Origin of the sequence: Pseudoalteromonas sp. AS84, assembly GCF_038900255.1 — a bacterium.
In the GTDB taxonomy this organism is placed as follows: domain Bacteria; phylum Pseudomonadota; class Gammaproteobacteria; order Enterobacterales; family Alteromonadaceae; genus Pseudoalteromonas.
Genome location: NZ_JBBMQY010000008.1, coordinates 40140 through 66235 on the forward strand (window position 1 = coordinate 40140; position 26096 = coordinate 66235).

Annotated in this window: 20 protein-coding genes, 6 tRNA genes and 1 other RNA gene; 23 read left to right on the plus strand and 4 right to left on the minus strand. The window is 39.2% G+C overall.

Annotated features, from left to right (window positions below; genetic code table 11):
- The first annotated feature begins 157 nt into the window (after window positions 1-157).
- Window positions 158-1219 carry an A/G-specific adenine glycosylase gene (mutY, locus tag WNY79_RS10145; protein ID WP_121954077.1) on the plus strand — a complete coding sequence of 354 codons (1062 nt, stop codon included), beginning with the start codon at window positions 158-160 and terminating at the stop codon, window positions 1217-1219.
- Between the two features lie 35 nt (window positions 1220-1254).
- Window positions 1255-1527 (plus strand): oxidative damage protection protein, encoded by a 273-nt coding sequence (locus WNY79_RS10150; protein WP_024600750.1) that lies wholly within the window; start codon window positions 1255-1257, stop codon window positions 1525-1527.
- A 53-nt stretch (window positions 1528-1580) separates the two neighbouring features.
- Here the strand turns inward: WNY79_RS10150 and WNY79_RS10155 are convergent, their stop codons facing one another.
- Window positions 1581-4358, minus strand: coding sequence for an ATP-binding protein (locus WNY79_RS10155; RefSeq protein ID WP_342875789.1), 2778 nt, complete (start codon window positions 4356-4358; stop codon window positions 1581-1583).
- A 340-nt stretch (window positions 4359-4698) separates the two neighbouring features.
- On the opposite strand from WNY79_RS10155, the gene WNY79_RS10160 reads away from it, so the two are divergent.
- The 12 genes from WNY79_RS10160 (at window position 4699) to WNY79_RS10215 (ending at window position 14249) form a co-directional block, all read left to right on the plus strand.
- Window positions 4699-4774 (plus strand) — tRNA-Phe (locus WNY79_RS10160).
- A gap of 71 nt (window positions 4775-4845) precedes the next feature.
- A tRNA-Thr gene (locus WNY79_RS10165) sits at window positions 4846-4921 on the plus strand.
- Window positions 4922-5052: 131 nt separating this feature from the next.
- Window positions 5053-5128, plus strand: a tRNA-Phe gene (locus WNY79_RS10170).
- A gap of 57 nt (window positions 5129-5185) precedes the next feature.
- Window positions 5186-5261, plus strand: a tRNA-Thr gene (locus tag WNY79_RS10175).
- Between the two features lie 50 nt (window positions 5262-5311).
- Window positions 5312-5387: transfer RNA gene (locus tag WNY79_RS10180), tRNA-Phe, on the plus strand.
- 102 nt (window positions 5388-5489) lie between these two features.
- A tRNA-Thr gene (locus tag WNY79_RS10185) sits at window positions 5490-5565 on the plus strand.
- A gap of 413 nt (window positions 5566-5978) precedes the next feature.
- Entirely contained in the window at window positions 5979-6647 is a 669-nt protein-coding gene (locus WNY79_RS10190) for an oxygen-insensitive NAD(P)H-dependent nitroreductase NfsB (protein ID WP_024600748.1), read from the plus strand.
- A 56-nt stretch (window positions 6648-6703) separates the two neighbouring features.
- Entirely contained in the window at window positions 6704-7336 is a 633-nt protein-coding gene (locus WNY79_RS10195) for an antibiotic biosynthesis monooxygenase (protein WP_342875790.1), read from the plus strand.
- Between the two features lie 119 nt (window positions 7337-7455).
- Entirely contained in the window at window positions 7456-8229 is a 774-nt protein-coding gene (gene budA / locus WNY79_RS10200) for an acetolactate decarboxylase (protein ID WP_342875791.1), read from the plus strand.
- Between the two features lie 218 nt (window positions 8230-8447).
- A complete protein-coding gene (locus WNY79_RS10205; protein ID WP_342875792.1) occupies window positions 8448-9863 on the plus strand; it encodes a TolC family protein in 1416 nt (471 codons plus the stop codon).
- On the plus strand, window positions 9853-11169 hold the full coding sequence (locus WNY79_RS10210; RefSeq protein WP_342875793.1) for an efflux RND transporter periplasmic adaptor subunit: 1317 nt from the start codon (window positions 9853-9855) through the stop codon (window positions 11167-11169). The genes WNY79_RS10205 and WNY79_RS10210 overlap by 11 nt, the downstream gene beginning before the upstream one ends.
- Window positions 11166-14249: an efflux RND transporter permease subunit gene (locus WNY79_RS10215; protein WP_342875794.1), complete on the plus strand. Its 3084-nt coding sequence runs from the start codon at window positions 11166-11168 to the stop codon at window positions 14247-14249. Before WNY79_RS10210 ends, WNY79_RS10215 begins: the two co-directional genes overlap by 4 nt.
- 219 nt (window positions 14250-14468) lie before the next feature.
- On the opposite strand, the gene ssrS is transcribed toward WNY79_RS10215, so the two are convergent.
- Window positions 14469-14651: non-coding RNA, 6S RNA (gene ssrS, locus WNY79_RS10220), on the minus strand.
- 193 nt (window positions 14652-14844) lie between these two features.
- Here ssrS and WNY79_RS10225 point away from each other — a divergent pair.
- The 4 genes from WNY79_RS10225 to WNY79_RS10240 are packed head-to-tail and all read left to right on the plus strand — an operon-like array spanning window position 14845 to window position 19135.
- A complete protein-coding gene (locus tag WNY79_RS10225; protein WP_007587323.1) occupies window positions 14845-15408 on the plus strand; it encodes a UPF0149 family protein in 564 nt (187 codons plus the stop codon).
- 38 nt (window positions 15409-15446) lie between these two features.
- Complete coding sequence (pepP, locus tag WNY79_RS10230) at window positions 15447-16769, plus strand: Xaa-Pro aminopeptidase (protein ID WP_342875795.1); 1323 nt, start codon at window positions 15447-15449, stop codon at window positions 16767-16769.
- 15 nt (window positions 16770-16784) lie between these two features.
- Complete coding sequence (gene ubiH, locus WNY79_RS10235) at window positions 16785-17972, plus strand: 2-octaprenyl-6-methoxyphenyl hydroxylase (protein WP_342875796.1); 1188 nt, start codon at window positions 16785-16787, stop codon at window positions 17970-17972.
- Window positions 17969-19135, plus strand: coding sequence for an FAD-dependent monooxygenase (locus WNY79_RS10240; RefSeq protein WP_342875797.1), 1167 nt, complete (start codon window positions 17969-17971; stop codon window positions 19133-19135). The genes ubiH and WNY79_RS10240 overlap by 4 nt, the downstream gene beginning before the upstream one ends.
- A gap of 38 nt (window positions 19136-19173) precedes the next feature.
- On the opposite strand, the gene WNY79_RS10245 is transcribed toward WNY79_RS10240, so the two are convergent.
- Complete coding sequence (locus tag WNY79_RS10245; RefSeq protein ID WP_342875798.1) at window positions 19174-20160, minus strand: IS110 family transposase; 987 nt, start codon at window positions 20158-20160, stop codon at window positions 19174-19176.
- 390 nt (window positions 20161-20550) lie between these two features.
- On the opposite strand from WNY79_RS10245, the gene WNY79_RS10250 reads away from it, so the two are divergent.
- Window positions 20551-22452, plus strand: coding sequence for an alpha/beta fold hydrolase (locus WNY79_RS10250; RefSeq protein ID WP_342875799.1), 1902 nt, complete (start codon window positions 20551-20553; stop codon window positions 22450-22452).
- A gap of 270 nt (window positions 22453-22722) precedes the next feature.
- Here WNY79_RS10250 and WNY79_RS10255 read toward each other — a convergent pair whose 3' ends face one another.
- Window positions 22723-23922, minus strand: a complete 1200-nt coding sequence (locus WNY79_RS10255; RefSeq protein ID WP_342875800.1) for an alpha/beta hydrolase-fold protein — start codon at window positions 23920-23922, stop codon at window positions 22723-22725.
- Window positions 23923-24305: 383 nt separating this feature from the next.
- Here WNY79_RS10255 and rpsF point away from each other — a divergent pair, with 383 nt between their 5' ends.
- Genes rpsF through rplI form a run of 4 tightly spaced genes read left to right on the plus strand, consistent with a single transcriptional unit; the run spans window position 24306 to window position 25737 of the window.
- The gene (rpsF, locus tag WNY79_RS10260) at window positions 24306-24647 is read left to right on the plus strand and encodes a 30S ribosomal protein S6 (protein WP_007378473.1); all 342 of its coding nucleotides are present in this window, start codon (window positions 24306-24308) and stop codon (window positions 24645-24647) included.
- A 44-nt stretch (window positions 24648-24691) separates the two neighbouring features.
- Entirely contained in the window at window positions 24692-25009 is a 318-nt protein-coding gene (gene priB / locus WNY79_RS10265) for a primosomal replication protein N (RefSeq protein WP_033015549.1), read from the plus strand.
- Between the two features lie 12 nt (window positions 25010-25021).
- Window positions 25022-25249, plus strand: coding sequence for a 30S ribosomal protein S18 (gene rpsR, locus WNY79_RS10270; RefSeq protein WP_024600736.1), 228 nt, complete (start codon window positions 25022-25024; stop codon window positions 25247-25249).
- Window positions 25250-25284: 35 nt separating this feature from the next.
- Complete coding sequence (rplI, locus tag WNY79_RS10275) at window positions 25285-25737, plus strand: 50S ribosomal protein L9 (protein ID WP_002962755.1); 453 nt, start codon at window positions 25285-25287, stop codon at window positions 25735-25737.
- Window positions 25738-26096 lie beyond the last annotated feature (359 nt).

Here is a 26096-nt window from a genome sequence, read left to right on the forward strand (position 1 = left end):
TTGGCCTGACAAAAACAATGTGTTTAAAAATGGTTGCATATTATCCCTGACCGAGCCCGCAATCACAAGTATTAGCTGGTTTTACACGCCCTATAGCTTGATCTTTTTATTAACTACAATAGACTGAGCCGCCATTGAGCATCAGTAAAAGTACAATATGTTGGATTTAAATAAAGAACAGTCTAATTCGTTTTCTAACCAAGTTGTTGATTGGTATCACCTTCATGGGCGTAAAACACTTCCATGGCAGTTGGGTAAAACACCTTATAAAGTGTGGGTGTCTGAGGTGATGCTCCAGCAAACTCAAGTTATTACTGTTATCCCATATTTTGAAAAATTTATGCAAAGCTTTCCAGATATTATTGCTTTAGCTGATGCTGATGAAGATTTAGTACTGCATCACTGGACCGGCTTAGGGTATTACGCTCGTGCGCGTAACTTACATAAAACAGCTAAAATAGTACGTGACAAGTACCAAGGCGAATTTCCGCAAACGCTTGATGAAGTAATGGATTTACCGGGAATAGGGCGCTCTACTGCCGGAGCTGTTTTATCATTGTCGCTTGGACAGCATCATCCAATTCTAGATGGGAATGTTAAGCGAGTCTTAGCGCGCTACTTTATGATAGAAGGTTGGTACGGTGTTAAAAAAGTCGAAAACCAACTTTGGCATTTATCAGAGCAATTAACACCTAAAAATAATGTCACCGAATTTAATCAAGCTATGATGGATTTAGGAGCGAGTGTTTGCTCACGCAGTCGCTTTGATTGCGAGGCTTGCCCATTAAATTCAGGTTGTGGTGCCTTTAATGCAGGTAAAGTAAAAGAGTTTCCACATTCTAAACCTAAAAAAGCAGTGCCAAAGAAGAGTTGTCATCAGTTAATTGTTCAGTGCGGCGATAAAGTGCTTATGGAAAAACGCCCTAACAGCGGTATTTGGGGAGGACTATTTGGCTTTTTTGAATTTAATGAGTACGAGGAGCTTCAAACGTTTTTAGCTCAGCAAGGATTAGAAGCCGACTTAGTAGAGCTTGAAGCATTTATTCATGTGTTTTCACATTTTGAGCTGAAGATTAATCCGCATGTACTCAATGTTAAGAAAATTCCTGATGTAGTAAATGACAAACAATTAGTGTGGTATCCGCTTGATCAATCAATAGAGGTTGGCCTAGCAGCGCCAACTAAAAAGTTGGTTAAACAAATTACAGCAATAGTATAGAATAGTCCCATATTTAGCGTTAGAGAGAATCAATCATGGCACGTACAGTATTTTGTCAAAAGTTACAAAAAGAAGCCGAAGGGCTTGGCTTTCAGTTATACCCTGGTGAAATTGGTGAAAAGATTTTTAATAACATCTCTAAAGAAGCGTGGGGTCAGTGGCAGCATAAGCAAACAATGCTTATTAACGAAAAGCATTTAAATATGATGGACCCAGAGCACCGCACATTTTTAGAAGAGCAAATGGTTGGCTTTTTGTTTGAAAATAAAGATGTGGAAATTGAAGGTTATCGACCGCCTGAAAAATAATATTTTAAACATAAAAAAAAGGGCTAAATAGCCCTTTTTTTGTGTACGATTATTTAATCACTTAACTCATCTTCTTGCTCAGAAATTTTAATTTGTTCTTTTAAAAATTGAGCTGCCTTAGAGTATTCAATTTCTAACTTATCTCTTAAGTCTATTAATTCATCGGTAGTGAGTTCACCTTTTTTACATTTATCTTCAAATGCACTTGAAAGTTCTGCCACCGTTTGGGCACCAATTGTTTTGGAGATCGATTTTAATTGATGACACCCTTCAATAATCTCATCTAAATCGTTAACCATAACGCCTGAATTAATCCCCTTAATTAGCCCTTGGCTTTGTTCTAAATACATTTTGAAAAAGCGTAACTGTTTAGCTTCGTCACCATTTACATATTTAGCAACTGCTTCCATATCAATAGGTAGCGCCATGGTTTGATGGATAACTACATTTGGGTTTTGGCTTTGCTTATCGCTCCAGCGTTTTAAAGTGTCCTCTAACGCGTTTAGCTCTATAGGTTTGGTAATGAAGTCGTTTATACCTACGGCTAAACAACGCTCTTTTTCGCCTTTAAGTGCGTTTGCTGTTACAGCAATAATGTAAGGCTGCGCATCAATTGATTCTAATAACTCTGCTTCGTTACGGATTTTTTCGACCATATCGTAACCCGACATTTTAGGCATGTGTAAGTCGGTTAAAATAAGTGAGTAATCACCTTTTCTCCACATATCTAAGCCTTCTTCACCGTTGTTTGCTATCTCAACGCCAAAACCTAGTATGTGTAATTGATCGGTTAGCACTTGTTGGTTTAGAAGGTTATCTTCAACAAGTAAAACCAATTTGTTTGATTGACGAGCCTGCTCAACATTTAAATAATTATTAAGTGTTTTGGTTTTTTTAATTTGTTTAGGTGTATGCAAACCTGCAGCTACTAAAATAGACAGCATAAAGTTAGACTTACATAGAGGAGAGGCATTAATATAAAAAATATTATTATGATTTATAGCCGCTTCATCAAGCTTACTTAGTACAACAACTTGTTGGTTATAATCCTCTAATGAATAAAATAAGCGTCTTAGCAGCGCGTTTGTTTTATCCATATTGTCTATGCCATCAGCCACCCAAATAATATCTTGCGAATGTTGATGCTCTTCAATTTCTTCTTCTGTGTGTGCATAAACTATTTTAGCGCCCATAAACGATAAATAACGGTACATTGTTTTTTCACGTTCTAGGTGATTACTAACTACAACAATTTGCTTGCCATTTAATGCACCTTTGTGTGCGTACTTAATTCTACCCGATGTGCTAAACGGCAGTTCAACAGTAAACTCACTGCCAATTCCTGTATGGCTAGTTACATGAATAGTCCCTAGCATAAGCTCAGTTAAGCTTTTACAAATAGAAAGACCTAAACCTGTCCCTCCATATTCTCGGGTAATCGAATTTTCGGCTTGAATAAACGGATTAAATATTTCGCGTAGTTGTGCCTGCGACATGCCTTTACCGTTATCAGTTACGCAAAAGCGTAAGGTAAAGTGATCAGTTGTGTTATGCACCACCTCTACTGATATTTTTACATGACCTTGGGTTTTTTCATCAGTGCTCGTAAATTTAATTGCGTTGCTACACAGGTTATAAAGAACCTGACGTACACGTACGCTATCACCGGTAAGATTTATAGGAATATCTGGTGCTATTGCTAGCTCTAAATCAAGCTCACGTTTTTTAGCAACAGATGAGAGCACACGAGCAACTTCTTCTATGGTATCGGTTACTGAAAAGGGGATAGGGTCAATATTTAGCTTTCCAGCCTCAATTTTAGAGAAATCTAAAATATCATCCAAAATACTCAATAACGAGAACGCTGATTCACGAATAATCGTACTTAAGCGATGCTGAGCACCATCAAGTTCGGTTTGGCGAAGTAAATCAATAGTACCTATAACACCATTCATTGGCGTTCTAATCTCATGACTCATGGTTGCTAAAAACGTTGTTTTAGTCTCGCTTGCTCGCTCTGCTTTTAGTGTTGCTTGCTCAAGCGCTAAAGTACGATTTTGTACTTCGGCCTCTAGACCATTTTGTAATTTATAAAGCTCTTTTTGGGCTGCGTCATTCTCGCTCATTGCAGTTTGTACTTTTTGTAGCAATAAGTTGATGTTTTTTGCTACTACACCTAAACCAATATCAAGTTGTTCATCAACATTACTATTGTAATTAGCATCTTCAGTGATTGTCTGTAACTCTTGAGTAAGAGTGTCAGTACTTTTACGCAAGCGCGTATTAATGTACATATTAAACATTAAAGTAAGTATGAATAATGTAGCAACACTTGCTATCGCAATAATATAAGCAATGACTTGAGAATCTTGAGCGCTCAAAGGAGTGGGTGGTAGGTTTTGCTTAATAATAAGCTCACCAATGGGTTGATCGTTTAACAATAGTAAGTGGTGAAGAATGCCTTGCTCTACTAAATGCTTTTCTGCTTCAATAGAGGCTATAGCAGGCTTACTGCTGCTATACACCAACTGAGTGGCAGATGCTGGATTGAAACGATATAAAGTATATTCAAAGTTATCATCTAATAAAGCCGTTAAATCAAGTAACTGTTTTACTTTACCTTGACCATACATAGTTAATGCATCGACCATAGGTAAGTCTAATCTATCGGCAAGCGTTACGATATTAACAGATGATGCAGGTTGGGCTGTCTTAACTTCAGTTTGTGTATAAAATGAGTGGGCAACAATAGCGAGCGCTGTTACAGCAATATTAATGATTAAAAAAAGTGGCAGTAAGCCTTTTACTGGCGATGAGAATTTACTCTGCATTGATTGTTTCCAATTGATGTGTTTTTACTACGATAAGTCCCTATCGTACGTATCTAAGTTAATCGTAACATTTACAAAAAATAATTCACTACGGTTTTAGTCTGATTTAGTTATATTTATTTATAGTTATAGTCCGATTTGTGGTAAAAATGAACGTTATTAATAAAAAATGTACTGAGTTGTCTGAAAACCGTTCAAACAGTTATAAAGAATAAAAAAAAAGTTGACTTGTAAGGGCAAAACTCGTTTAATACGCCGCACGCCCAGATAGCTCAGTCGGTAGAGATGAGTGGGAATTGCATTAAAAATCCTTTAGATTTTTAATTAGCACTGTTTAAGTGCCTCGATAGCTCAGTTGGTAGAGCAGAGGATTGAAAATCCTCGTGTCCCTGGTTCGATTCCGGGTCGAGGCACCATTTATTAAAGTAGTGGTGTTTAATCAACAATTTAAACATTATTACGCGTGCCTTAGCACATAGTTTTGTGTGCCGACTTAGCTCAGCTGGTAGAGCAACTGACTTGTAATCAGTAGGTCAACCGTTCGACTCGGTTAGTCGGCACCATTTATTTAAAGTAGTTTGAAAAGAAAGCTGTAATCAGTAGTCTGTTCAAATTACCCGTCGACTCAGTTAGTCGGCACCATTTATTAAGTTAAAGGTTAATTTTATTAATCGGTAACTAGCACAGTTTATGTGCCTCGATAGCTCAGTCGGTAGAGCAGAGGATTGAAAATCCTCGTGTCCGTGGTTCGATTCCGCGTCGAGGCACCATTTACTTTAAGTTCTCAATCTTTAAAATTGAACGTGCCTTAGCACACAGTTTTGTGTGCCGACTTAGCTCAGCTGGTAGAGCAACTGACTTGTAATCAGTAGGTCAACCGTTCGACTCGGTTAGTCGGCACCATTTATTTAAGTTAATTGTAAAGTATCACAATTAATTAGCACAGTTTATGTGCCTCGATAGCTCAGTCGGTAGAGCAGAGGATTGAAAATCCTCGTGTCCGTGGTTCGATTCCGCGTCGAGGCACCATTTATTGAAAAGCCTTGCTTATGCAAGGTTTTTTTATTTTAAGTGCTTTATAAAAGTTCTCAATCTTTAAAATTGAACGTGCATTAGCACACAGTTTTGTGTGCCGACTTAGCTCAGCTGGTAGAGCAACTGACTTGTAATCAGTAGGTCAACCGTTCGACTCGGTTAGTCGGCACCATTTATTTTAGGTAACTTGAAGCAACTGACTTGTAATCAGTAGTCTATATAAGTTATCCGTTCGACTCGGTTAGTCGGCACCATTTATTTAAAGCCTCGCTTATAGCGGGGCTTTTTTGTTTTCGATTTTAGAATTAAAAATACCCATAGTTAAAAGCGAAACAACTGGCTTGTAATCAATAGCCTGTACAAGTTATCCGTTTGACTCGGTTAGTCGGCACCATTTATTTAAAAGCCTCGCTTATAGCGGGGCTTTTTTGTATCTGTAATTTATTCAACGTCATTATGGATAAAATGTTCCATATTAATTGGATTGTTTCTCTCTTTTTCTATTGTCGTATTTTTTGCACAATTACCTCACCGAAAAGCAAGTACCTTTGCTTATGTGTTTTCAACCCAAGATAGGGAAAGTTTATGACTCAAGATATTACTCATTACGCAAAAAATAGACAGTCAGCTAAAGCGTACAATCCAACTAAAAAGATCTCTGCTGACAATATTGAAAAAATTAAAGAGTTACTTAGATTCAGCCCTTCAAGTGTTAACTCACAACCTTGGCATTTTATATTAGCGTCTAGTGACGAAGCTAAAGCTAAAATAGCTAAATCAACAGAGCGCTTATTTCCATTTAACAAAAAATCAATTTTAGATGCATCACATGTACTCGTGTTTGCTAGTAAATTAGATATTGAACAAGACTATTTATTACGTGTTTTAAAGCAAGAAGAAAAAGATGGCCGTTTTGTAGCAGACCCAGTCGTGTTTAAAGAGCGTATGCATGGTGGCCGTAATATGTTTATTAACTTGCACAAACAAGATTTTAAAGACGTACAGCATTGGATGGATAAGCAAGTTTATTTAAACCTTGGCGCATTTTTATTGGGTGTATCTACCTTAGGAATTGATGCAACGCCAATGGAAGGAATTGAAGTTAGCGTACTTGATGAAGAATTTGGTTTACGCGAAAAGGGTTATTCAAGCTTAGTTGTTGTGCCTTTGGGATATAGCGATGATAAAAATGACTTTAATGCCACTCTTCCAAAGTCGCGTTTAGAGTATTCAGAAATTTTAACTGAAGTTTAATTTTTACTTACTGCATTGGCTTAACTGATGCAGCGCTAATCTCTTTGGAGTTAATTATGATCACGCAAATAGTTAAATTTAATATTAAAGACGAATATATCAATCAATTCAAAACGCTGCTTGAAGATGACAAGCAAGGCGGGAAAGCCGAAACTGGATTACTAGAAATGCGCTTATATCAGGATAAAAATGCACCAGGAGTATTTTTTGCCTACGAACGTTTTGAAAACCAAAACGCGGTTAATTACCACGGTGCACAGCCTTATACGCAAGCTCTATTGCAAGCATTGCCTAACATTAGCGAGTCTGCACCAGAAGTTATTAACTTAAAAGATACAGCGCCTGCACCTTTGCATGAGCGTAATCTTAAAACGCCAAACTCACAAGACGATATATTTATTATCTTCTTTATATTCAAAATTAAACTGCAGTATAGAGCGCAGCTTTTAACTCAGTTTGAAACTCATATTACACAAACGCGTAGTCAAGAAGAGGGTAACCTTATATTTGATTTATACACTATTGAAGGCCAAGACGACACGTTGGCAGTGTATGAGCATTGGCGCAAAGAATCAGACGTGTGGGATATTCACTTTAATCAACCATACGCAATTCAAACTGGCAAATTAATGCATAAAGCGGTAGTAGGCGACCTCGAGCAATATATGAGCTTTGTAACTGAGCTATAAATTACTTTTTGTAATTTATTAAAACGACTTCCCGTTTAGCAAATAGCAGAAGTAACGCTATTTGCTTTTTTTGGTAGTTAAGCGAAATGCTTAGCTACCTTTTTTATTTTGGAAATACCATGAAACCATTTTTTATCAGCGTTAGCTTTTTAGCCTTATTTACACTTAACTCAGTGGCTTTGGCAGCTCCAACTGAAAATGTAATAGAACAATATGGTTTTCCGCTTGCGTTAGTTAATCAGGTGTATACAGGCGATATTACACCTGCAGAAATGCTAGAAAAAGGTCAATTTGGATTAGGGACTGCCGATAATTTAGATGGTGAGCTTGTTGCGTTCAACGGTGTGGTTTATAAAATAGAAATTGATGGCTCATTAATTAAGGCCCCATCTAATTTAGCAGCGCCTTACATGACAATGTTTAAGTTTAATCCAAAGAAACATATTACTTTAAAAAATGTGAGTTCGTTGGCGCTATTAGACGAGAAACTTAAAGCAACTATGAGCTCTAAAAATAGTTTTTATGCTTATAAAATCACAGGTACATTTAACTCTTTAAAAATGGCATCTGCACAAAGAGTTAAAAACGACAGTGTTCCGCTTATGGAGTATTTAAAAACGCGAGTTATGTACACTAAGCAAAATATTAAAGGTACTTTAGTGGGGTTATATACACCAGACTATTTAGGCAATATTAGTATTCCGGGGATGCATTTTCACTTTGTATCAAACGATTACAAATTAGGTGGCCACTTAGAAGGGATTAGCTTTGATGAAGTGACTGTTGAAATTGAAGAAATAAATAAAATTAATTTAACCCTTCCTCAAGTTGAAAAATTCAGAGCTATCGAATTAAAACAAGCCTCTGTGCCTGCTGCAAACAAGCATAAGTAATAAGTTTAAAATGCATTAAATGCCAATGTTGGTTAAATACCCCATTGGCATTTTTTATTCTAGTGTTAAAAATTCCTGATCATTTACTCACTTTTACCGTATAACTGGCTATTATGTTAGTTCATCGCTAGCTATGTAATGTTATGTAAAGTAGGTTGAGCAAAAGTTGCCAAAGTGCTTGAATTACGTTCATAAATAGCAGTAATTTAGGTTTAATTATGATTTGGCAATGCAAGCCAACCCTATTGGCAATTAGTGTGATGCTGCTTAGCGGCTGTGCGAGTGATTTTAACTCGTCGCAGCGTATGCAAGCCCCTAAGGATATGCCACAGCAATGGCAGCAAGAAGCATCAAGCTCGGTATTAAAAGTACAAGAGCAATGGCTTACACAATTACAAAATCCTACGCTTAACAAATTTGTACAACAAGCACTTAAAAACAACCAACAGCTTTTGCAAACTAGCTACGATGTAGAGATCCAAAAACAACAGCTTATAGTATCGGGCTCTGCACTTTGGCCAAGCCTCGATTTATCAACGCGTACAAGTCGCAGTAAAGACAACCGCCCAGTAAGTTATGACAACGCAAGTTCAGCTAGTTTAAACTTAACTTACGAGGTTGATTTATGGGGTAAGCTTTCTGACTCAAAGCGCGAAGCTAATCTTAACTATTTAGCGCAGCAAGCACGGTTTGAACAGGCTAAACAGCAACTCGTTGCTGATGTAGTAGCAGGTTGGTTTGATGTAGTAAGTGCACAGCAGTTGCTCGATTTATTCAAACGCCGTGAAGCCAACGCACAGCAAAGCTTGGATATTATTGAGTCAGGCTACCGCCAAGGTATAAATGAAGCTCTCGATGTATATTTAGCCCGTAATGAGCTTAATAATGAACGATCTCGCATTGCTACTCAAACGGCGAACCTATCGGCATCAGCACGTGTACTTGAGCGTTTACTAGGTGAATACCCAAAAGGCGCTATTACTGCTAGTAGCGACTTACCCGTTATTAATACCGATATTCCATTGGGCTTACCTTCAGAGCTTATAACACGTAAACCTACGCTGCGAGCAAGTTGGTATGAGCTTCTAGCTACTGACGCTTCATTGGCGTATGCGCACAAACAACGCTTTCCAAGTTTAGACTTAACAGCAAACTTAAGTGATAGCACTGACAGAGTAAGCGACTTGTTTTCTCCATCAAGCCTTGCATGGTCGTTATTGGGAAGTATTTCTGCGCCACTTTTTGAAGGTGGACGCTTAAAAGCGAATGAAGAAATAGCGCGTCTTAATACTCAAAAGCAAGAGCAACTTTATTTGCAAACGCTTTACGATGCATTTGGTGATGTAGAAAATGCCATTTCGCAGCAGCAGTCTCTTAAATCACAATATAGCAGCACCCTCGAAGCGCAAGAAAATGCACTTGCAGCAGAGCAGTTATCGTTTGAGCAATATCAAAGTGGCTTGGTAACTTACACTACCGTGCTTGATGCACAAGATCGCTCTTTCGATGCGCAAAGCTCCTTAATCGAAATTAAAAACCAATTAATAGCTAACAGAATTAACTTACATGTTGCCCTTGGTGGTGATTTTGCAAAGCCCTCAAGTGAACTAAAGAGCAATAACGATGAAAACTAAAACAGCAAAAATTATTATTCCAGCGGTGGTTATTGTTGCCACTATTTTAATTGTTATGTTTATCAAAGGTAATCCGCCAGAGGCCAAACGCTTTGGCTCACCTCCTAAAGTATCAATAAGTGTAGCTGCGCTTGAGCTTAAACCACAAAACTACCAAGTGATGATAGATAGCTACGGTACGGTCAAACCACGTACACAAAGTTTATTAGTTGCTCAGGCATCTGGGCAAATAATTGAAGTAAGCGATGACTTTAGAGAAGGCGGTTTTTTTGAAAAAGGCGATGTCCTTTTAAAGCTAGACGATAGAGATCACCAAGCTGAAGTTAAATCTTCTCAAGCCAATTTATTAACCGCAGAGCAAGGCTTACTGGAAGAGAAAGCGCGTGGGCAACAAGCTATCACAGATTGGAAGCGTCTTGGTGGCTCAAATCAGGCAAGCAGCCTAGTACTGCGTGAACCACAACTAGCCGCAGCAGAAGCTGAAGTTTTATCTGCGCAGGCAGTACTTGAAAAAGCAATGCTTGATTTAGAGCGTACTAAAGTAACGGCGCCATACGCCGGGCGTATACTCAGCCGTAGTGTTGATTTAGGGCAAGTTGTTACTAACAATACCCAGCTTGCCACTATTTACGCAATCGATAGCGTTGAGATTCGTTTACCAATTAAAAATAAAGACCTTCCGTTTGTAAATTTACCAGAACAATATCGCGATGGTGCTAAAAACCAAGCGGGTTCAATTGTAAAATTTACCTCAGACTTAGTGGGCGAGCAAACGTGGCAAGGGCAGCTGGCACGTACTGAAGGTGCCATTGATGAAGGCGCACAACAGCTTTATGTAGTTGCTAAAATTAACGACCCATACAAAGCAACAGCTAATAACCAATACCCAATAAAAATAGGGCAATACATAAAGGCGCAAATTACCGGTAAAACAGTGTCTAACGCACTTATAATCCCTAACAGTACAATCTATCAAGGAACCTACGTTTACATTGTTGAAGAGGGCGTACTTAAGCGTAAAGACATTACACTCGCTTGGCAAAATGCGACACAAGCGATGATTAAATCGGGATTAAACCCAAATGATAAACTCGTCATTACTCCACTTGGGCAAGTAAGTTCTGGGACTCCGGTAAGGATTTTAGGAGAGCAAAGCGCAGAGCAACCTAAAAGCCGCGGAGCTAATGGGCAAGGTAAAGGAAAGCGCCCATCTCCTGAGCAGCTTGAACAAAAAGCGAAAGAGCTGGGTATTAGTGTAGATGAGCTGAAAAAACGTCGTGCAGCAAAGCAAGGAGATAAACCATGATAGCTTGGTTTGCCAAAAACCATGTTGCTGCTAACTTACTGCTAGTAACGTTGTTACTGTCGGGGCTTTTTAGTCTATCGAGTAAAATACCGCTTGAGGTATTTCCTTCATTTGAAACCGACATGATAAGTGTAAACGTGAGCTTGCGTGGTTCAACACCAGAGGACGTAGAGCAAGGCGTAACAATTCGTATAGAAGAAGCCGTGCAAGATTTAGAAGGCATTAAGCAAATATTTAGTCGCTCTTCTGAAGGTTCCGGCTCTGTAACAATAGAGGTTGAAAGCGGTTACGACCCTCGTGAGCTTTTAGCTGATATAAAAAGTCGTGTAGACGCAATTAATACTTTTCCTGCTGATGCCGAAAAGCCGATAGTAGCGCTTGCTGAGCGAATCCGTGAGGTTATAGCGGTTACAGTATCGAGTGACTACGGCGAAAAAGAAACCCGCGAATACGCAGAAACAGTACGCGATCAAATTCTACGTTTACCTAATGTGACGCAGGTAGAGCTAAGTGGCGTGCGTGATTATGAAATTGCTATAGAAGTAAGCCAGGACGTTCTTCGCCAGTACGATTTAAGCCTTGCACAAATATCGAGTGCTATTTCTAACTCAAGTTCAGATATTTCTGCTGGTAACTTAAAAACAGAAGGGGGGGACGTACTTATAAGCTCTAAAGGGCAAGCATATCGTAAAGATGAATTTGCCAATATTGTTGTTAAAAATCAAGCAGACGGCACGATTATTCGTTTAGGCGACATAGCGATAATTAAAGACGACTTTGAAGAAACACCAGTACGTACTCGTTTTAACGGTAAGCAAGCAGCATTTATCGACGTATATCGAATTGGTCCACAAAGTGCAATTACCGTTGCTGACGATGTTAAAAACTATATAAAAGAGCAACAAAGCTCAATACCACAGGGGTTTGAACTGAGCTATTGGGATGATGACTCAGAACTTGTTAAAAGCCGTATTTCGACCCTTACTACCAATGCTTTACAAGGCGGTATTTTAGTACTGGCTTTACTTACTTTGTTTTTACGCCCTGCAATTGCATTTTGGGTATTTATTGGTATTCCGGTTTCGTTTATGGGCGCGTTTATAGCGATGCCTATTTTTGGCGTAACCCTTAATATTATGAGTTTATTTGGCTTTATATTGGTATTGGGGATTGTTGTTGATGACGCCATAGTTACCGGCGAAAACGTTTATACCCACCTAAAAACAGCTAAGTCGGGCGAGCAAGCTGCAATTTTAGGAACTCAAGAAGTAGCAACGCCAGTAACCTTTGGTGTATTAACTACCGTCGCTGCATTTTTGCCTCTTGCCTTTATTGAAGGTGCGCGTGGTGCTTTATTTGCCCAAATACCCGTAGTAGTTATACCTGTATTACTGTTTTCATTAATTGAATCTAAATTTGTACTGCCAGCACATTTAAAATATATAAAACTGCGCCATGAAAAAGGTGAGCCTTCAAAGCTTGATGTTCTTCAACAGCGTTTTGCAGATGGATTTGAAAACGCGATTTTAAAATATTATCAACCCACTTTAAATTTAGCGCTGCGCCATAAATTGGCTTCGGTAAGCTTGTTTATTGGTGTATTTGTTATAATTTTAACCATGATCACCAGCGGTTGGACTAAGTTTGTATTTTTCCCGCGTATACCAAGCGAAACAGTCCGCGTTAACTTAACACTACCAACTGGTACACCGTTTGAAGTAACTAATAAATACGTAATTGACATGTCGCAAAAGGCGCAGCAATTACAAGAAAAATACCGCGACTCAGATACGGGTGAAAGCGTTATTTTAAATATATTAGCCACAACAGGCGGGCGTGGTGGTGTATCTAATTCAGGCTCTGTACGCTTTGAAATTACACCAGCTGAAAAGCGTGAATCAGATATAGGATCACGAGAACTTGCCAGCGAATGGCGCGATTTAATAGGTGTCATCCCAGGCGCTGAAAGTTTAACGTTTAGAGCCGAAATTGGCCGAAGTTCAGACCCAATTGATGTTCAGCTTAGCGGTACTTCGTTGACTATTTTACAAGACGTGGCTGATCATATTAAAACCCGTTTATCGACCTACCCAACAGTATTTGATATTGCTGATAGTATGTCCGACGGTAAAGAAGAGTTACAAATAGAGCTTACACAACAAGGTTTAGCGCTGGGCTTAAATAGAGTTAATGTAGCAGGGCAAGTACGTAACTCGTTCTTTGGCTCGCAGGCACAACGTATTCAGCGAGGCAGGGACGATGTACGTGTAATGGTGCGCCTACCTATAGACGAGCGCCGCTCTGTAGCCGATTTACAAAACATACTTATAAATACACCTGATGGTGGCTCTGTGCCTTTATCGCATGTGGCAACACTTACTGCTGGGCAAAGTCCATCAACTATTAATCGAATAGATCGTTACCGCACATTAAACGTAACAGCAGATATCGAAAAAAATAACACCAACATGACAATACTTCAGGCTGACCTAACGGAGTATTTAGATGAATTAATGCAGCAATATCCTGGAGTAGATTACAAGCTAGAAGGTGAGGCTAAAGAGCAACGAGAGTCGTTTGGTTCGTTGGCTTGGGCACTTGTGTTTGTGTTCTTCATTATATATGCATTACTAGCTATACCGCTCAAATCTTACTTACAGCCAATTATAGTAATGAGTGTAATTCCATTTGGCATGATAGGTGCTGTAGTAGGGCATTGGATTATGGGCATGGACTTAACTATTATGAGCTTACTCGGTATGCTTGCGCTAACCGGGGTGGTAGTAAATGACTCGCTTGTACTAGTTGATTTTATTAATAAAAAGCGCAGTGAAGGTGGAAAAGTTCTCGATGCTATAAAAATTGCAGGTGCATCGCGTTTTCGCCCTGTAATGCTAACTAGTTTAACGACCTTTATTGGCTTAATGCCATTACTGTTTGAAAAAGCGACTCAAGCACAGTTTTTAATACCAATGGCGGTGAGCTTAGGGTTTGGGATTATTTTTGCGACTTTCATTACTCTATTACTAGTACCAATAAACTACATGCTAATGGAGCGTTTTCAAGGTTGGTTTAAATAACCTGAGTTCAGGTTAAATAGTTTTTCAAATAAAACATTGTGATAATTAAAGCTGTAGGTAAGTAATTACCTGCAGTTTTTTTATTTTAAAGGTGCTTGTTTTAATAAGCTAGAATGATTACAGCAATGTTTTGCTTAACTTTGTAGGAATTAACAAAAATTTAGGTTTAACAAGAAAAGAAAGAGTATACGCAGAGCTTAATTTTAAGCTTTAAGAAAGGTGTTCCCCAAGATATGGTACCCGGTTTCAGTCCTGAAACCAGAAGGTCTCAGGGCGGAAATCTGCGGTTTACCGTAGGCTTCTCGGTACATGCCAAGCTTGCACAATAGTAGACGAACAGAAATCCTGGTATAAAATTTATCGGCTCAGGGACTTAACCAAGCTCCGATATCCCAGGGAACAATTTAAGTATATAAGACATAATCCAATCCTTAAACCCCAAACGCAAAAAATTAAACCGTTCGCTTAGTTTTTCCGCACCTTTAACTCGTCATTTACTTTATCGCATGGTTTTTGAGCTTGATCATACAATTAATTGGAGTTGCTTTTTATCGAGTGGTAGCATTGCCTTAACTTGCAAAGCGAAGATTCGATTATGAACGATTTACCCGATTACGAAAAAGCTCAACTGCTTTTAGAAAAAAACGAAATATTTGTATCACCTGCCGAAGCGCATGGTGTGATTAGTGGTTTACTTGCGTGTGGTTTAACCATTGACGACAAAGAATACTTAGGTCTTTTGAGCGATGTGTTTAACGATGGTGAATCGTTTAGTAACGATTTAAAGCAGTTTTTTGGCACTATTTATAAGCAAGTAGTCGCGAGCTTTAATGATGATGAATTTCAGTTTGATTTATTTTTACCAAGCGACGACGAAACACTCATCGATCAGGCTAATGGCCTCGTATCATGGGTAGCAGGTTTTATGCTTGGTTTTGGTTTAAAGCAAAAAGACTACGGTAAGCTATCAAGCGATGTTAAAGAAGTTATTACTGACTTTAGCGAAATCACTCGCCTAGATACCACTTTTGAAGAAACCGAAGAAGACAGCCAAGCGCTGCACGAAGTGATTGAATATGTGCGCGTATCAGCACTACTTTGTTTTGCAGAGCTTGGTAAAGAGCAGAGCACGCAAAGCACTAAAAAAACACTTCATTAGGCATTCACTTTTAAAAAAGTAAAACGGGTTGGTTAACAATGGTTGAAGTACAAAAGTCAGAATTTAAAGCACGCCGCGAGCGTTTACTTGCTCAAATGGATGAAAATAGCGTTGCTATTATTCCCGCTGCAAGCGAAGTGACGCGTAGCCGCGATACCGAATATGCATTTAGACAAGATAGCGACTTTTTTTACTTAACTGGCTTTAACGAACCCGACGCCGTACTCGTACTATGTAACAACAGCGATGCACCCTGTACTTTATTTTGCCTAGATAAAGACAAGCTTGCAGAAATTTGGCATGGCCGCAGAGTTGGCTTTGATAAAGCTAAAAGTGACTACTTGTTTGATCAAGCTTACCCGCTAAGTGAATTGAACGATAAGCTACTGGATATGCTAAATGCAAAAAATGCGATCTATTTTGCACAAGGTGCTTATTCTTCATTTGATACCAAAGTATTTTCGTTACTAGGTACACTTCGAAGTGGCTCTCGAAAAGGACTCAAAGCACCGAGTACTTTAAAAGAAATACGCGGCCTTATTCACGAAATGCGTTTGTTTAAATCGCCAAGTGAGATAGATGTTATGCGAGAAGGCTGTGAAATTAGTGCGCGAGGGCACATGCGTGCCATGCGTTATTCGCATGCGGGTGCCACAGAGTATCAGCTAGAAGCAGAGCTACATCATCATTATGCTATTAATGGCGCTCCACATCCTGCGTACGGCACAATTGTTGGTAGTGGCGACAACGCCAATATTTTACATTACACACAAAATAGCGACGTATTAAAAAATGGCGACCTAGTACTTATAGACTCTGGTTGTGAACTGCAAGGTTATGCCGCCGATATTACCCGTACTTTTCCAGTAAATGGACAATTTAGCGAAGAGCAAGCCGCGCTTTATAATATTGTTCTTAAAGCGCAAGAAGTTGCCTTTGATGAAGTAAAACCAGGTGGTTACATGTCGCATGCTAATAAACGTGCAATGGAAGTAATGACCCAAGGTTTACTCGATTTAGGTATTTTAACCGGCGACTTTGACGAGCTAATGGCAAAAGGCGCGTGTAAAGAATATTACATGCACGGGCTTGGGCATTGGCTTGGTTTAGATGTACATGATGTTGGCGATTACAAAGTAAATAACGTTGAGCGTGCATTTGAACCCGGCATGGTACTCACCATAGAGCCAGGGCTTTATATAAGCGAAGACTCAAGCGCACCGCAAAAATATAAAGGCATTGGTATCCGTATCGAAGATAACTTGCTAGTTACCGAAACCGGCCATGAAAACTTGACCCTAAGCGTGCCTAAAAAAATTAGCGATATAGAAGCACTTATGCAAAGTGCTAAAAACGTATAAAGCTCGGAGAGTAAAGTGGCTAAGCAGTTTGATGTAGTTATTATTGGCGGTGGTTTAGCGGGAGCAAGCTGCGCATTAAGTGTGGCTAAAACTAATCCCGCGTTAAATATTGCCGTTGTAGAAGCGAATCAAGTAACCGGCGACTACCACCCAAGCTTTGACGACAGAAGCATTGCACTTGCTCAGCAATCGGTAGAGTATTTACAAAGCCTCAATTTATTTGAGCAAAATGCCCCTTACACTGCAGCAATCAAAAAAGTGAGCGTGTCTGATAGAGGCCACTTTGGCAAAGCGCACATTAATTGCGACGAATTTGCTAAGCCCTCACTTGGTTACGTAGTAGAAGTAAATCCATTTGGCCGAGCGCTTCACCTACGTTTAACGCAGTCAAATATTACGCTTATGTGCCCCGATAGCGTAACTGCCATTGAGCAAACTTTGCATAGCAATACACTCACTCTACAAAGTGGCGAGCAATTAAATGCAGCACTATTGGTTATTGCTGATGGCGCACAATCACCAACACGCAATTTACTCGGGCTTGGTTTTAATACCCAGCCTTATGAACAAGGCGCTATTATTGCTAATGTAGAAGTGGCTGGTGGGCATAATAATCATGCATTTGAGCGCTTTACACAAAACGGGCCTATGGCGTTATTACCCATGAGCAATAACCGTTATTCGTTAGTATGGTGTATGCGTCAAGATCAGATTGAACAACACATGGCACTTAATGAGCAAGACTTTATAAGTGTACTGCAAAGCGCGTTTGGTTATCGCGGAGGTCAATTTACTAAAGTAGGCATGCGCACGAGTTACCCGCTCGTTTACGGGCAAGTCGAATCTTTAACTGCGCACCGTACAGTGGTTATTGGTAATGCTGCACATGCTATTCATCCTATTGCAGGGCAAGGTTTTAATTTAGGTCTTCGCGACGTACAAGTACTTAGTAATTTAATAGCAAATAGCCAACACGATTTGGGCAGCTATGCGTTTACACGTGAATATTCAAAAAAGCGCAGTGATGATATAAACACCGTAATGAGTTTAACTGATGCATTGGTTAGGCTTTTTTCGAACTCATCGCGAGTGCTCGCATTGGGGCGCAGTATTGGGTTGTTTTCGATGGATTTATTTCCCACATTAAAAGCGCCATTAGCCAAGCAGTTAATGGGGCAAGTTAAACAAGGTAGGCGTTTATGAAGCAAGCACAGGTTTGTATTGTAGGTGGCGGCTGCGTAGGGCTGACACTGGCACTTGGATTGGCAAAAGCCGATATAAGCGTCGTTGTGATTGACGCTACATCAACACAAGCATTACCAACTGACGAATATGGTTTGCGCGTAAGTGCGCTAAGCATTGCAAGTCAAACCTTGCTTGAGCAATTAAACGTATGGCCCGAAATTATCGCACAGCGAGCGTGCGCTTATACACATATGGACGTACGTGATGCCGACAGCTTTGGTAAAATAGCCTTTAACAACGAGCAGCTTGAGCTTGAACATTTAGGCCACATTGTTGAAAACGATATTATTCGCTATGCACTTATAAAAGAGCTAGAGCAGCAACCAAGCGCCACACTAATGTTTGATACCGAGTATCAGCAAATACACCAAAGTGAGTCCGACGTATTTATAACCCTTAAAAGCGGCGAGCCTATTATTGCTAAGCTGCTGGTGGCGGCCGATGGCGCAAATTCGGCTATTCGTAAACAATTTAATATGGCGCTTAGCTTTAAAGATTACGACCACCACGCGCTAGTTGCTACGGTTAAAACCAAAGAGCCACATGCAAACACCGCGCGCCAAGTGTTTTTACCAACAGGGCCACTGGCGTTTTTACCATTAAGCGATGCCAACACCCATTCAATTGTGTGGTCTACCAGCCCAAACCACTGCGATGAACTCCTTGCAATGGACGACAGTGCCTTTAATAAAGCTGTTATGGCTGCAATAGATGGACAATGCGGGCTATGTGAAGTGCAAAGTGCGCGCGCAGCTTTCCCACTTAAAATGCGCTACGCCCAACAATGGGTTTCAGGCAAAGTGGTACTCATTGGCGATGCTGCACATACAATCCACCCACTTGCAGGGCTTGGTATGAACCTAGGCCTAAAAGATGCGGCTTATTTAATTGAGCTTTTAACAAGCGATAGTAAGGAGTTTGCAAGCACCCGCACACTTCGTGATTACGAGCGCACCCGCAAGCTCGACGCACAAAAGCACATAGCCATGATGCAAGGGCTCAAAGAGTTATTTGAAGGCGCAAACCCGGTTAAAAAGCTTATTCGCGGAGTAGGGCTATCACTCGTTGATAACCTAGGCCCAATAAAGCATCTATTCGCCAAAGAAGCGATTGGTAAGTAACGCAGATACCATCTCTTCTAATCAGCCTCAAGCTTTCTTTAAATAGCTTGGGGCTGATATTCAGTTTGATTCTTCACAACACCAAAACAGATATGTGTCAGCTTTCTCATTGCAGCACCAATTGCCTGCATTTTTGTTTTACCTTGCTCCACTAATCGCTTATTTTGGGCTTTTATATCTGGATTATGTTGTACAGCTACTACAGCAGCCATATACAATTTAGCCCTTATATACCCAGGCCCTTCTTTGCTTAAGGTTGTTTTTCCAGCCCGTTTGCCTGACTCATTAAGCTTAGGTATTAAGCCTAAGTAACAAGCTAATTGCTTGGCATTTTTAAACTGTTTACATGCCATCAAGGACACCATCATACGTGATATTACCTCTCCAACACCTTTGATACTTTGAAGCAATTGGCGGTTCTTTTTTAATTGTGGGTGTCTATCAATATGCTCATCAATGTCATTTTTTAGCTTACCCATCTCAGTTTTTAGTACAGCTATCATATCTTCAATTGACTGAGTAACTCGAGTAGATGCACCTGAGAAACCAACAGCTTCATAACGATTTACTTCGCGACGTAAGTCTTGCTCAAGTGCTTCAAGTCTACGCGTCATTACTTTTAACTCTCTCGCTTCAACAGGCTCAGGCTGCCAACTTAAAAGTGAGTGCTGTTGGTCATGACCATAACGAGCAAGCATTGTGGCGTCTGACTTGTCTGTCTTATGGACAAGCCCTAATGAACTTGCGTACTGTTTTGCTTTACCAGGATTTACATGTAATAAAATAAATCCTTGCTCATATAGGAAATACATCAGCGGCTCGCTATAAACACCTGTGGGCTCTGTTGTAATAACAATATCTTGTGCTTCTAAATTTGTATTCTTTATCAACCAGGCAACTAACTCTTGATAGCCCTTCGGGTTATTTTTAAAAATCTTCGTTTTCTTTTTACTTTTGACTAAATCGCGTAGCCAGGAAATATCTAACTTTTCTTTACCCACATCAATGCCAATAAAAGCTTTCATCTCTATCTACTCCCCTTGTACATGCAGCGTCACCCTTAGTTGGGGCGCTAGGATACCATTCAGTTTAATGGAGGTTAGGAAGTCAGGGCTCAATCTACGTCACAGCATTTTCACACTCTGGTTGGGTACGAGCTCACTGTCTTCCCGATGTGACAAGTGCTAGCTAAACACTCATCAAGAAGAGATACAAGGTTGGGTTGAGTGAAGCGAAACCCAACGAAAAAAAGCAGCTAATTATTCGCTTTTACTAAAAAAACCGATGTTTAATTTAAATATCGGTTTTTTATTGGAATAAATTAAGTACTTCCTTTGTATGTTTTTTCGGTAAACTTTGTTATTTTTATATTAAATATAATAAAAAGTTTTTACTAGATTTTAAGGAAGAGATAAATGATAAAAATAACACTCTTATTTTTTTTATTAACTACATCTGTAGTTCATGCAAAAGATAAACCTTGGGAGTCCTACGCCAAACTTCCAATGGTAGAGCAGCCTCAAATATCGCCAAATGGAGAAATGATAGCAACACTTTACAACACTGCTGAAGGTCCTACTATCAGCTTGGCTAAATTTCCTAGCATCGAATTTAATATATTAGCAAGTCTCAAAAAAGATCAAGACAGAGTCGATTTTATTCGTTGGTCAGGTAATAAATATATCATTGTTTCCGCCAGCTACCCTGAATATGTCAATGGTCAATACGTGAGAGTTTCAAGGTTATACGCCATTAATGTTGTAACCAATGAAAGTAAAATGCTAACTACGCGACGTTTTTCTGAATATAGATGGTATAGGTATCAGAGTTTTAGACTCGTTTCCTCACTTAAAAATGAGCCAGATTTCGCGTTAGTGTCAACGTTTGATGAAAAAGATAAAGCTTATTCTGTTTTTAAAGTTGAGTTAGGTGATTCTAGTTTTGATAAAATTCAGAGGAATAAAGAAAATATTGAAAGTTGGTATGCAGACCCTAAGGGAGTTTTACGCTTGGGGATCGCAATTGATAAAAAAGATGATAAGTTTATTGCTTCAATATGGTATCGAGCAAAGAAAGATGAAGCATTAAAAATGATTCATACCCATATTCTGGGCGAAGACAGCACTTTCTCCATCCAAGGCCTTAATGAAGATGGTACAAAAGCTTACGTCCTGTCTGATCGTGTATTACACAGACAAGCCTTATGGTCATATGACATCGAGTCAGGGGAGTTTGAAGAACTTGTTTATAGCAATGACAAATACGATATAAATAATGCAATCGTTAATAGTGAGGGCGATTTTATAGGGGTTGGCTACTATGATGATTTCTACAAAAGCCATTATTTTTCAGAGGTAGACGGTAAGCAAGAGCGTATGGTTACTAATTTATTTGGTGATAAGCAAGCTAGTATTGTTAGCCGCAGTAAAGATAGAACACGAATTCTTGTAAATGTAATAAGTGATTCAGTCAGCCCTACTTATTATTATTTTGATTTAAACACAAAGAAGGGCGGCGCTTGGTTATCTAAATTTCCTTATTTAGCACGTAATAAATTTGTACCAGTGCAAAACTATAGCTTTAAAGCGAGCGATGGAGCTAAAATTTCAGGCTATTTTACAAAACCAGAAGGCATTAAAGCACCTCCGCTAATTGTAATGCCTCACGGAGGACCTCATAGTCGAGACTACAAATACTTTAATCGAGAGCTTCAATATTTAGTTAGTTTAGGTTATGCGGTATTGCAAGTGAACTTCAGAGGCTCAGAAGGTTTTGGTAGTGCCTTTGAAACTGATGGTTATTATCAGTGGGGTAAACGTATGCAACAAGATGTATATGATGCAATGGATTGGGCTACTAAAACTGGATTAACATCAAAAAATAATGCATGTATTTATGGCGCAAGTTATGGTGGTTATGTTGCATTAACAGCTGCATGGCAAGAGCCCGATCGTTTTAAATGCATTATTAGTATTTCTGGAATATCTGATCTAAAAGAGTTGGTTGAAGATGAAGAACGACAAGATGCTTATCTAGGTAATATTGTTGATATGACTGATAGTAAAGCCGTTGATGCATTATCTGAGGTTTCGGCAATCAATATGATTAACCGAATTAAAGCTCCTCTCCTACTTATCCATGGGACAAAAGATACGAGAGTTGACTATCGACAATCAAAATATTTTTATGATAAAGCAAAGCGAAATCTAGATATAAAGTATGTCGAAATTGATGATGGAACACATTTTTTTGATGATCCTGAAAGCTTAAAAGTACAATACAAAGAGGTAACTGAGTTTCTTAAAAAACACTTGTAAGTAAATGAAATGAGCGTTTTTTTAATTCAAAATCTATTCTAAATTTATTAGTTATTACAAAAAACCAATGTTTAATTTAAGCATTGGTTTTTTGTTTTTAAATAGTTTTGTACATATTAAAAGCTGCGCTTTTCACTCGAGCAAGCTCGGCGACTACATGCAAAGTTTAACACTGAGCTTAATTTTACCTGTAGGCGTTTAGCTTGCTGACGCGACGAGCGTAGCTCGTAATTACTATAGTTAGTTAAAAAACGCTTTGCGTTAAATCAATTATAATTTCTTTTGTGCTTCATTCACCATGTCTTGTAGCGCATCAACTAACATTGGGTCTCGCGAGTTTTGTTTAGCAAGCTCTAGTGCGTGTTTCATGCTGGTAACTGCTTCTTTAAACTGTTTGTTAGCAGTGTAGCCTTGCGATAGTCGCATATGGGAGTAAGCAGCATTAGGGTAGTGGGTAGTAAAGTGCTTAAGTGTCGTTATCGCTTTTTTAGTGTTACCAAATTTTTGCTGGCTATGCGCAAATTCTACGTACACATCTTGTGGAATTTTAAGCTCAAATCCGTACTTATCACTCAGTGCTTGATAGTAACCGGTAATAAGCGATACATCAGCAAATCTTCCGTGCTCATCAGTTACTTTAAATATTAGGTCGCCAAATAAGTGAATTAGGCTATCGCTAAGTGCTGGTAGTATGGTGCCCATATGAGAAAAAGTAGGGTAATGCTTATATTCCCATTTTAGCTGCGTAGGCATTTGTTGCTCTAAATTTACTAAAGCATTTAAAACACCTGTATAAAAACGGGCGCCTTCACTCGCTACACTAATAAATAACGATTGGCTGCCTTTAGGGTTTTTAGTGTATTTAATAATATTATTTTTTAACTCTTCATCACTCCACCAACTGTTTGGGCTTATAGCTATGTAGTTATTAAATAACTCAGGCTGATTAACTAAAGTATAAAGCGTTAATGTACCAGCATTAGAGTGACCAATTAAGGTGCTGTAGCCGTTAGTTGAGTAATTACTGTTTATATAAGGCATGAGTTCATCAGACACAAACTTTAAAAACTTGTCGGTTTGTCCTGCGTCAGGCCATTTGTTTTTAACAAAGGTTTGAAACTCTGTTTTAGGCTCGCCTTGTACTTTTGGTAAATAATCGCGAACGCGGTTAGTTGTATCAATACCAACAAGCATGGCATTGGGTATTTGCTCGTAATCTACAAGGGATTTAATAACACCAGATGCTGTATGAAAGTGCTCAACACCATCAAGTAAATAAATAACATAAAGGGGCTGTTCGTCTTTTACAGTGTCAGGTATGAAAATTTTAATGGGCCTGTCTTCGTTGAGTATTTTTGATTGCAGAATGACTTTTTTACCAACGGTTATGTCAGTTGTATTGGTTTTTGCGTGGCTTAAAAATGGTGTACTAAAAGTAAGTATTAATACAAGCGATAGTAAGAGCTTCATAAATATCCTTATTTAATAATGTATTGATTAATAATTGCACGGCTTTAAGCTTGAGTAAATGTTTATATTTTCGGGGTAAACATAAAGCTTAAGCAATTAAAAGCTATCGTTTTTCACGCGAGTAAGCCTGGCTTCTAAAAGAGGTATTACACTCTGCGCTTAACTTTTGCCGTAAATACAAGGCGTGCAGCTTGTTAACGCGATAAGCGAAATGCGTAATTATTACTTTTAAACACTTATCTATAAAAGCTTAAAAACCTGCTTGCTTAATTATCCGTCTAAGCGTAAAATGCGCGCTCATTTCGGCTTTTAAACTATTAATTCCTTGCCTTAAACCGACCGGCCGAAACGGTAGAAGGCTCTATTAACCGTAAGGAATATCCATGCGTCATTACGAAATCGTATTCATGGTTCACCCAGATCAGAGTGAGCAAGTTGCTGGTATGATCGAACGTTATACTGGTTCTATCACTGAAGCTGGTGGTGTTATCCACCGTCTTGAAGATTGGGGCCGTCGTCAATTGGCTTACCCAATTAACAAGCTTCATAAAGCTCACTATGTTCTTATGAACGTTGAAGCACCAACTGAAGTAATCAGCGAGCTAGAAACTACTTTCCGCTACAACGATGCAGTGCTTCGTAACTTAGTTATCCGCACTAAAACTGCTGAAACTGAAGCGTCTCCTCTTGCAAGAGAAGAGAAGAAAGAAGCACCAGCTGCTTAATTGTTTTGAGTCCTAGCATGGCGTTTAACTGGCGGTAAATATAAATGGTTAGCCCTTTTATGAATCAGCTGGTTATATCTGGGGTAGTTTGTAAAACTCCCAAGTTTAGCCAAAGCCCTGCTGGCATCCCGCATTGTATTTTTGTTGTAGAACATAAATCGATGCAAACCGAAGCAGACCTTAACCGTAATAGTTACGTGAGGCTTCAGGTAGTTGCCAGTGGAAAGCAAATGCAACAACAGACTCAACATTTGCACGTTGGGCAGGCATTGCAAGTGAGTGGTTTTTTAAATCGCCACGAAGGTCGTAACGGCCTTAGCCAATTGGTTTTGCATGCTCAGCATATAGAAAGAATTATTTGAGGAATTAATCTCATGGCACGTTATTTCAGACGTCGTAAGTTCTGCCGCTTTAAAGCGGAAGGCGTAAAGCAAATCGATTACAAAGATCTAGCTACTCTTAGAAACTATGTTACAGAAAGTGGCAAAATCGTACCTAGCCGTATTACAGGTACTAGCGCTAAATACCAGCGCCAGCTAGCAACTGCTATTAAGCGTGCTCGCTACTTAGCCCTTCTTCCATACACTGACTTACATAAGTAAGCAGCGGATTAACAGTTTTTAAAAGGTGTAGAAACATGCAAGTTATTCTACTAGATAAGATCGCTAACCTAGGTAGCCTAGGTGAACAGGTTGTAGTTAAATCTGGTTTCGCACGTAACTTCCTTTTCCCTCAAGGTAAGGCAGTTCCTGCGACTAAAGCTAACATTGAAACGTTTGACGCTCGTCGTGCAGAACTTGAAGCGAAAATCGCTGAACAGTTAGTTGCTGCACAAGCACGCGCTGAAAAACTAGAAGCATTAGCAGAAGTTACATTAGTATCTAAAGCTGGTGACGAAGGTAAGTTATTCGGTTCAATCGGTACTCGTGACATCGCTGACGCTATCTCAGCTGTTGGTGTTGAAGTTGCTAAGTCAGAAGTTCGTTTGCCTCTAGGTACTATCCGTGAGACAGGTGAATTTGACGTATCAATTTCAGTTCACTCAGACGTAACGGCTACTATTAAAGTAATCGTAATCGCTGAAGCTTAATTTTTTAATTAAGCGACAAAAGCCGTGCTATTAGCACGGCTTTTTTGTGTCTGTAATTTGGCTAACTTCGTTTATTAGTCACTAGTTAAGGGCACAGTTAAATAATCCCAATCCGCAATAATACTTAATCATTTTGCGGGGCTAAACGTGTCGCTACCTGTGTTAGAAAATTCTCATTTAGAACAACTAAATAGCGAATTTTTTGTCTAGCTATCAACACGTTTTTCCATCCTCAAAATAGATCACTTAATTAAGCGAATTGGTATAAAGCCTCGTACAAGCCCTTTTTTATTCAATTATTTTTCATTCCCTTTAAACCTTTTCGAACTGTTATTACGTCTAACTTATCAATACACTAA